This is a genomic window from Arthrobacter sp. I3 (assembly GCF_000520575.1).
GTDB lineage: Bacteria > Actinomycetota > Actinomycetes > Actinomycetales > Micrococcaceae > Arthrobacter > Arthrobacter humicola_A.
Window position 1 is genome coordinate 45,261 of the sequence record NZ_KI914927.1, and the last position, 7,253, is coordinate 52,513.

7 protein-coding genes are annotated in these 7,253 nt (G+C 64.7%); 2 read left to right on the plus strand and 5 right to left on the minus strand.

The genetic code is table 11. The features are described 5' to 3' along the window. Positions 1 to 167: 167 nt before the first annotated feature. The gene (locus Y706_RS0111615) at positions 168 to 461 is read right to left on the minus strand and encodes an HPr family phosphocarrier protein (protein WP_028276727.1); all 294 of its coding nucleotides are present in this window, start codon (positions 459 to 461) and stop codon (positions 168 to 170) included. 273 nt (positions 462 to 734) lie between these two features. Here Y706_RS0111615 and Y706_RS0111620 point away from each other — a divergent pair, with 273 nt between their 5' ends. After that, positions 735 to 1,526 carry a GntR family transcriptional regulator gene (locus Y706_RS0111620; RefSeq protein ID WP_028276728.1) on the plus strand — a complete coding sequence of 264 codons (792 nt, stop codon included), beginning with the start codon at positions 735 to 737 and terminating at the stop codon, positions 1,524 to 1,526. Between the two features lie 154 nt (positions 1,527 to 1,680). Here Y706_RS0111620 and Y706_RS0111625 read toward each other — a convergent pair whose 3' ends face one another. The 4 genes from Y706_RS0111625 to Y706_RS0111640 all read right to left on the minus strand — a co-directional run bounded on the left by Y706_RS0111625 (position 1,681) and on the right by Y706_RS0111640 (position 6,022). After that, positions 1,681 to 3,357, minus strand: coding sequence for a cytochrome bc1 complex cytochrome b subunit (locus Y706_RS0111625; RefSeq protein WP_028276729.1), 1,677 nt, complete (start codon positions 3,355 to 3,357; stop codon positions 1,681 to 1,683). Further along, complete coding sequence (locus Y706_RS0111630) at positions 3,335 to 4,408, minus strand: cytochrome bc1 complex Rieske iron-sulfur subunit (protein WP_028276730.1); 1,074 nt, start codon at positions 4,406 to 4,408, stop codon at positions 3,335 to 3,337. The genes Y706_RS0111625 and Y706_RS0111630 overlap by 23 nt, the downstream gene beginning before the upstream one ends. A 100-nt stretch (positions 4,409 to 4,508) precedes the next feature. Next, entirely contained in the window at positions 4,509 to 5,297 is a 789-nt protein-coding gene (locus Y706_RS0111635) for a cytochrome bc1 complex diheme cytochrome c subunit (protein ID WP_028276731.1), read from the minus strand. A gap of 86 nt (positions 5,298 to 5,383) precedes the next feature. Next, positions 5,384 to 6,022 carry an aa3-type cytochrome oxidase subunit III gene (locus Y706_RS0111640; RefSeq protein ID WP_173403075.1) on the minus strand — a complete coding sequence of 213 codons (639 nt, stop codon included), beginning with the start codon at positions 6,020 to 6,022 and terminating at the stop codon, positions 5,384 to 5,386. A 148-nt stretch (positions 6,023 to 6,170) separates the two neighbouring features. Here Y706_RS0111640 and trpD point away from each other — a divergent pair, with 148 nt between their 5' ends. Next, a complete protein-coding gene (gene trpD / locus Y706_RS0111645; RefSeq protein ID WP_028276732.1) occupies positions 6,171 to 7,232 on the plus strand; it encodes an anthranilate phosphoribosyltransferase in 1,062 nt (353 codons plus the stop codon). Positions 7,233 to 7,253: the final 21 nt, after the last annotated feature.

Consider the following 7,253-nt stretch of genomic DNA (forward strand, 5'->3'; position numbering starts at 1 on the left):
TGGTGGGGCCCGCCGTCGTTTTGTCTTGGTTCTTGAGTTCCTGCCGGCCGGGTGAGGCGCGTCCCCGCGCGCCCAGCCCGCCTGCGCAGCGTCCCGCCTGGAGGGCGGCACCGCACTGCGGGCCGCGGCACCGCACTGCGGGCCGCCGAATGGGAGCGGGGAGGCCCTCAGGCGGCCGCTGCCGATTCCAAGAGGATCCGGAGTTCCTCCAGCGCACCCTCGGCCTCTGCCGGGCTGCAGGAGGCCGGGAGGGCGTCCGCAGCGACGGCCAGCTCCACCTCACAGCCGCACTCGAAGTCCTCGGTCATGACCTCCAGCAGCGAGCGGGCGTCGACGCCTGGCCTGCCGTCCTTGCTGATGGTCACCGGGAGGCCGGTCGCCGTGACCGCCCGGACAAATACTGCCGCTGGCCGGGCGTGGAGGCCGATGGCGGCCGTGACGATTGCCTTGCGAACTGGCAACGGGACTCCCTCATGCTGGTGTTGTTCTGTACGTGTTGCTGCTGCACGGGCTGGCCACGCGACCGGTGACCCTGGTGGAGGGCGTCCGGCAGGCAGTCCGTCAGACCGGGCGGGCGGCATTGCCCCGGCCACGGCCTGTACCTACAAGGGTAGCGGCGGGGGAGTACCCGGTACGACTTGAGTCGGCGGCGTGGTCTAGACCTGCCGGGGCACGGGCTTACCCTTGAGATATGAGTGTATTTCCCGCGCCGGGCCGCAACCGGAGGCTGGACCATGGCGTCCACTAACGCGTCCAAGATGATTGGCGAGATCGACCGTCAGAGCGGGGTGCCGATCTACGTGCAGTTGCGCGAGATCCTCCGCGCGCACATCGCCGCCGCGTGCCCGCCCGGATCTGCGCTGCCCTCCGAACGGGACCTCGCCCAGCGCTTCGGCCTCGCCCGGATGACCGTGCGCCAGGCCATCGATGCCCTCGTAGGTGAGGAAGTGATTGAACGCGTCGTGGGCCTGGGTACGTTTGTGCGCAAACCCAAACTGGATCTCCAGGTAAAGCTGACCTCCTACAGCGAAGAGATGCAGCGCCGCGGCATGGTCCCGGCCGCCAAGGTCCTGAGCTTCGAGCAGATTGGCGCCAGCGCGTTCCTGGCCCGTGAGCTGCAGTTGGAGGAGGGGACACCCCTGGTCCGGTTCCGGCGCCTCCTGCTGGCCGACAACGAACCGATGAGCGTGGATGAAAACTTCATCCCGGCCCACCGGGTCCCCGGCCTGCTGGACGGCGAACCGCCCACATCCCTCTACAACGTGCTGAGCGAACGCTACGGGCTGGTGATGGAATGGGGCGAGGACATGATCGAGGCGACGGCTGCGTCGCCGTCCACGGCCCGTCTCCTGAATGTCGAGGTCGGAACCCCGCTGCTGAAGATCCAGCGCCACGCCTTCGTGGCCCGCGCCATGGTGGACTACTCCGTGTCCTACTACCGGGCTGACCGCTACAAGCTCTGGGTGCCCCTGCAGCGCCCCGGCGTCAGGCCCACCCGGAACTACGCCTCGGGGTACCGCCCCTGACCACAGCAACGCGGGGCAGTCCGCGCCCGCCCCTCCGAGGGGCTTAGGGCGCGAAGTGCCCCGCGTTGCTGCTTATGTTTCTGTCGTTTCCGGGGAAGCAGGAAGGCCCGGTCCCCAAGGGGACCGGGCCTTCCTGTGTAGTGCTTGGTGCCGCCTAGTGGCTCAGCGACTTCGACTCAGCGGTTTCAATCGCTTCGTGGGCGCCGTGGTGGCCGTGAGCGGCCTCCAGCTCTGCCGGAGTGGCCGGGGCAACCCGGTCCTCGAAGAACCAGCGGGAAAGCTTCGCGCGGCGCTTTTCCTTGCGGTCCACGACGCCGTGCTCGTTCGGCACCGCAGGCAGCGGGGCCGGTGACTCGAACCCGACCAGCTTGTAGCGCTTGTATTCATCCAGCGGGGCGTGGACCTCGATGAACTCGCCGTGCGGAAGGCGCACGATGCGGCCTGTTTCACGGCCGTGCAGGGCAATCTCGCGGTCCTTGCGCTGCAGCGCCAGGGCGACCCGCTTCGTGACGATGAACGCGATAACCGGGCCGATGAAGAACAGTGCGCGCAGCCAGTAGGTGACATCGTTCAGGGCCACGTGGAAGTGGGTGGCGATGAGGTCCGAGCCGGCCGCTGCCCACATGACGCAGTACCAGACGAAACCGGCCATGCCGATTGCCGTACGGGTAGGAGCATTGCGGGGGCGGTCCAGGACATGGTGCTCGCGGTTGTCCTTGGTGATCCAGCGTTCAATCCACGGGTAGGCGAACATGACCGTGAAGAGGATGCCCGCCGGGACGAGTGCCGGCAGCAGCACGTTGAACGTGAACATGTGGCCGAACCAGATCTGCTCGACCTTCCAGTCACCGATCGTGCCCGGCATCAGGCGAAGGGCGCCGTCAACGAAGCCGATGTACCAGTCAGGCTGGGTGCCTGCAGAAACCGGGGAGGGGTCGTACGGGCCGTAGTTCCAGATCGGGTTGATAGTGAAGAACGCCGCCATGATGGCAACGACACCGAACACGATGAAGAAGAAGCCGCCGGCCTTCGCCGCGTAAACCGGTCCCAGGGGGTAGCCGACGACGTTGCCGTCGTTGCGGCCCGGGCCGGGGTACTGCGTGTGCTTGTGCACAACCACCATGAAGAGGTGCATCACGATCATCAGCAGGATGAGCGCGGGAACCAGGAGGATGTGGAGCATATACAGGCGGCTGATGATCATGGTGCCCGGGAACTCGCCGCCGAAGAGGAAGAACGAGGTGTACGTGCCGATGACCGGGATGGACTTGATGACGCCGTCGATGATGCGCAGGCCGTTGCCGGAGAGCAGGTCATCGGGGAGCGAGTAGCCGGTGAAGCCTGCGGCCATGGAGAGGATGAGCAGGACGCTGCCCACCACCCAGTTCAGTTCGCGGGGCTTGCGGAATGCGCCGGTGAAGAACACGCGGAGCATGTGCACGGAGACAGATGCGACGAACAGCAGGGCTGCCCAGTGGTGTACCTGGCGCATGAACAACCCACCGCGGACATCGAAGGAGATGTTCAGGGAGGAGCTGTAGGCCACCGACATTTCCACGTTCTTCAGCGGCGTGTACGAGCCCGCATAATGCGTCTCCGCCATGGACGGATCGAAGAAGAACGTCAGGAACGTGCCCGAGAGCAGCAGGATGACGAAGGAGTACAGCGCCACTTCGCCGAACATGAACGACCAGTGGTCCGGAAAGACCTTCCGGCCGAATTCACGGAGGATTCCGGAGCCGCCGACACGCTGGTCGACGAAGTCGGTGATGCGGCCGCCTGTGGTTTTGGCGACGAAGACAGGGGCATCAGGCGTTGTTGTTGAGGACATGCTGCTCACGCTCCCAGTAGGTCGGTCCAACGGGTTCATGGAAGTCGCTCGTGGCGACGAGGTAGCCCTCAGCGTCGACTGCGATAGGCAGCTGGGGGAGGGGGCGGCTGGCCGGGCCGAAGATAACCTTGCACTGCTGGGTCAGGTCGAAGGTTGACTGGTGGCACGGGCACAGGAGGTGGTGGGTCTGCTGTTCGTACAGGGCGACAGGGCAGCCAACGTGGGTGCAGATCTTGGAGTATGCAACGATTCCGTTGTAGGCCCAATCTGCGCGCTCGGGGGAGGGGTTGAGCAGTGCGGGGTCCAGGCGCATGAGCAGAACGACCGATTTGGCCTTCTCGTTCAGCTTTCCTTCGCTCAGTTCGTTCAGCCCTTCGGGGATGACGTGGAACGCGGAGCCCATGGTGACGTCCGCGGCCTTGATGGGGGTGCCATCCGGGTCGCGGGCTAGCCGCTTGAGCCTGCCGTCCGGGGCCGGTGCCCACAGAGTGTGGGCCAGCTTGTCGTCCGGCCGGGGACCGAGGTCACCGAAGATGGCCAGGGCCGGCAGGGGGGCGAGGGCGACGGCGCCGAGCAGGGTGTTGCGGATCAGTGGCCGGCGCTTAATGCCGGTTTCCTCGACGATGTCATCGACGATGCGCACGGCAGCCTGGCGGTCTTCCTCAGTGCGGATCGCGTGGCGCTCTTCCGAGACCTCGTGGTCCGGCATAAGGGCCTTGGCCCAGTGGACGATACCGGTGCCGATGCCCAGCATCGCGAAAGCGGTGCCGATGCCCAGCAGGGCATTCTGGAGGCGGATCGTGGCGATCGCGGAGTCTTGCCCCAGATCGATCGCGAAATACGCCACCAGGAATATCAAGGTGCCAACGACCGAGATGCCGAACAGAAGGGCTACCTGCCGTTCTGCCTTTTTTGCGGCCTTCGGGTCCGTGTCAGCCAGGCGCAAACGGTGCGGGGGAATTCCAGGATCCTGGAACTTCTCCACCTCATTCTGACCAGCCGTAGCTACGGTGCCCGAGTCGTTCGGACCGCCGTCACTATGGTTGCCCATAATTCGCCTCATCCTTCTCTCGTCTCGGCGAGTGCCGAGTTAGGTTTCAATTCAAACTGCTGACGGGTCAGCAGAAAATTCTTACAGGTGCAAGGTCCGCTTATGAAGTGCGGGAAGTCAGCCAAATGGTGAACGCGATGATGACGCCCAGCCCGGCGATCCAGACAAAGAGACCTTCGGAGACCGGTCCCAAAGCACCAAGATCGGCGCCGCCGGGTGAACCGTTGGCCTCAATCTGCTTCAGGTAAGTGATGATGTCGCGCTTTCCCTCGGGGGAGATGTTCGCGTCACTGAAGACCGGCATGTTCTGGGGGCCGGTGACCATTGCTTCGTAGATGTGCTGCCCGGAGACACCCGCGAGGGCAGGGGCAAACTTGCCCCGGGTCAGTGCGCCGCCTGCGGCGGCGGCGTTGTGGCACATTGCGCAGTTGGTGCGGAACAGCTCTCCACCGTTGGCGGCGTCGCCCTTTTCGTCGAGCACGCCTGCCTCGGGGATGGCCGGGCCGGGGCCGAGGGAGGCAACATAAGCAGCCAGCTGCTTGGTCTGTTCCTCGTTGAACTGGGCGGGCTTCTTGTAGGCCTGCGGGCCGTTCATCTGCATGGGCATGCGGCCGGTGCCGACCTGGAAGTCAACAGCGGCGGCGCCGACGCCCACAAGGGACGGCCCGGCCTGCGAACCGCTGGCACCCATGCCGTGGCAGGTGGCGCAGTTAGCGGCAAAGAGCTTGCCGCCTTCCTCTACGTCGCTTGCGCTATAGGTGGTGGTGTCGGCCTTGGCCTGGTTGACGGTGGTGGCAACGGCGTACAGCCCACCCGTGACCAAGAGGCCCATCAGCAGCAGTGCAATTGCTGCCAGTGGGTGACGTCGCTTCTGCGAGAGTGCCTTCACGTGGTGGTTCCTTTATTCGATCCTGCGGTGGCTCCGGGAGCCGCTTCTTGAAATTCTGCCTCTTGTAGAAAAAGAGTCAAGTCTGACTACTTGAGGACGTAGATGACCAGGAAGAGGCCAATCCAGACGACGTCCACGAAGTGCCAGTAGTACGAGGTGACGATCGCTGAAGTTGCCTCAAAGTGTCCGAACTTCTTCGCGGCGAAGGAGCGGCCCATGATGAGCAGGAAGGCAATCAGACCGCCGATGACGTGCAGGCCGTGGAAGCCCGTCGTTATGTAGAAGGCCGAACCGTAGGCGTTGGAGGACAGCGAGACATGCTCGGAAACGAGCATGGCGTACTCGGTCGCCTGGCCGGCGACGAAGAAGGAACCCATGAGGAACGTCAGGATGAACCATCCGTTCATCCCCCATTGGGTGAAGCTGAAGCGTCCGCCGGTTCGGCGCGGCTGGAGCCGCTCGGCAGCGAAGACGCCCATCTGGCAAGTAAAGGAACTTGCCACAAGGACGATCGTGTTAACGAGCGCAAACGGGAAGTTGAGCTTGGCTGTCTCTTCGGCCCACATCAGTCCGGAAGTCGAACGGAGTGTGAAGTACATGGCGAAGAGACCGGCGAAGAACATCAACTCACTGGACAGCCACACAACGGTTCCAACAGAAACCATGTTCGGGCGGTTCAGCGTCGGGTGCGCCGGGGTACTGGGGGCATGGGTCGCAGATGTCACATAGACATTATGTCTATAAAAGTCCGTCCTGCCCAACGCAAACCGCGTTTTCGGAGGACTTTTTCTACAAAGACGCGAATTCGCGCGGAAAAGTTCCCGGCGGGGTTCACATTGGTCTTTGCGGGGCCGACCTCGATAGCATCGGGAGGTGACTTCACAGGCATCTGCACAGGCGGCAGGCAACACCTGGCCGCGGCTCATCAACGCACTCATCAGCGGTGCCGACCTCACTGCCGGGAGCACTGAGTGGGCCATGAATTCCATCATGTCCGGTGAGGCGACGCCGGCCCAGGTGGCGGGTTTCCTGGTGGCGTTGCGTGCCAAGGGCGAGACCGTGGATGAGCTGGCCGGCCTGGTGGAGGCGATGATCGCCAACGCCAACCCCATTGACATTGCCGGCGAGAAGCTGGACATCGTGGGCACGGGCGGCGACCAGCAGAACACTGTCAACATCTCCACGATGGCCGCCCTTATCGCCGCGGGAGCGGGGGCCCGGGTGGTCAAGCACGGCAACCGGGCGTCGTCGTCCTCGTCGGGATCCGCCGATGTCCTGGAGGCCCTCGGCGTCCGGCTGGATCTCCCCATTCCCCGCGTGGCACTCAACGCCGAAGAGGCGGGAATCACGTTTTGCTTCGCCCAGGTGTTCCATCCCTCCATGCGGCATGCCGCCGTCGCCCGCCGCGAACTCGGCGTTCCGACGGCGTTCAACTTCCTGGGCCCCATGATCAACCCGGCACATGTCCAGGCGTCGGCGGTGGGCGTCGCCAATGAGCAAATGGCCCCGCTGGTGGCCGGAGTGCTGGCCAAGCGAGGCAACCGCGGCCTGGTTTTCCGCGGCAATGACGGCCTGGATGAGCTCACTACCACCGGTCCGTCGCGGGTGTGGGAGATCCGCAACGGTGAGGTAACTGAAGAGATGTTTGATCCACGCGATCTGGGCATCCGGACGGCGACGCTGGAGGAACTGCGCGGCGGGGACGCGGTGGCCAATGCCGCCGTCGTCCGGGCTGTCCTCGGCGGTGCGCCGGGGCCGGCCCGCGATGCGGCGCTGCTCAACGCCGCGGCCGGGCTGGTGGCGTTCGACCTCGACGCCGTGGGTCCACTGGCGGGGCGCATGGCCGCCGCGTTCAACCGCGCCGAGCAGTCCATTGAATCCGGAGCCGCGGCCGCGGTGCTGGACAGGTGGGTCGCCCTGTCGCAGACCGCCTAAAGAACACATGAGACGGGCCCG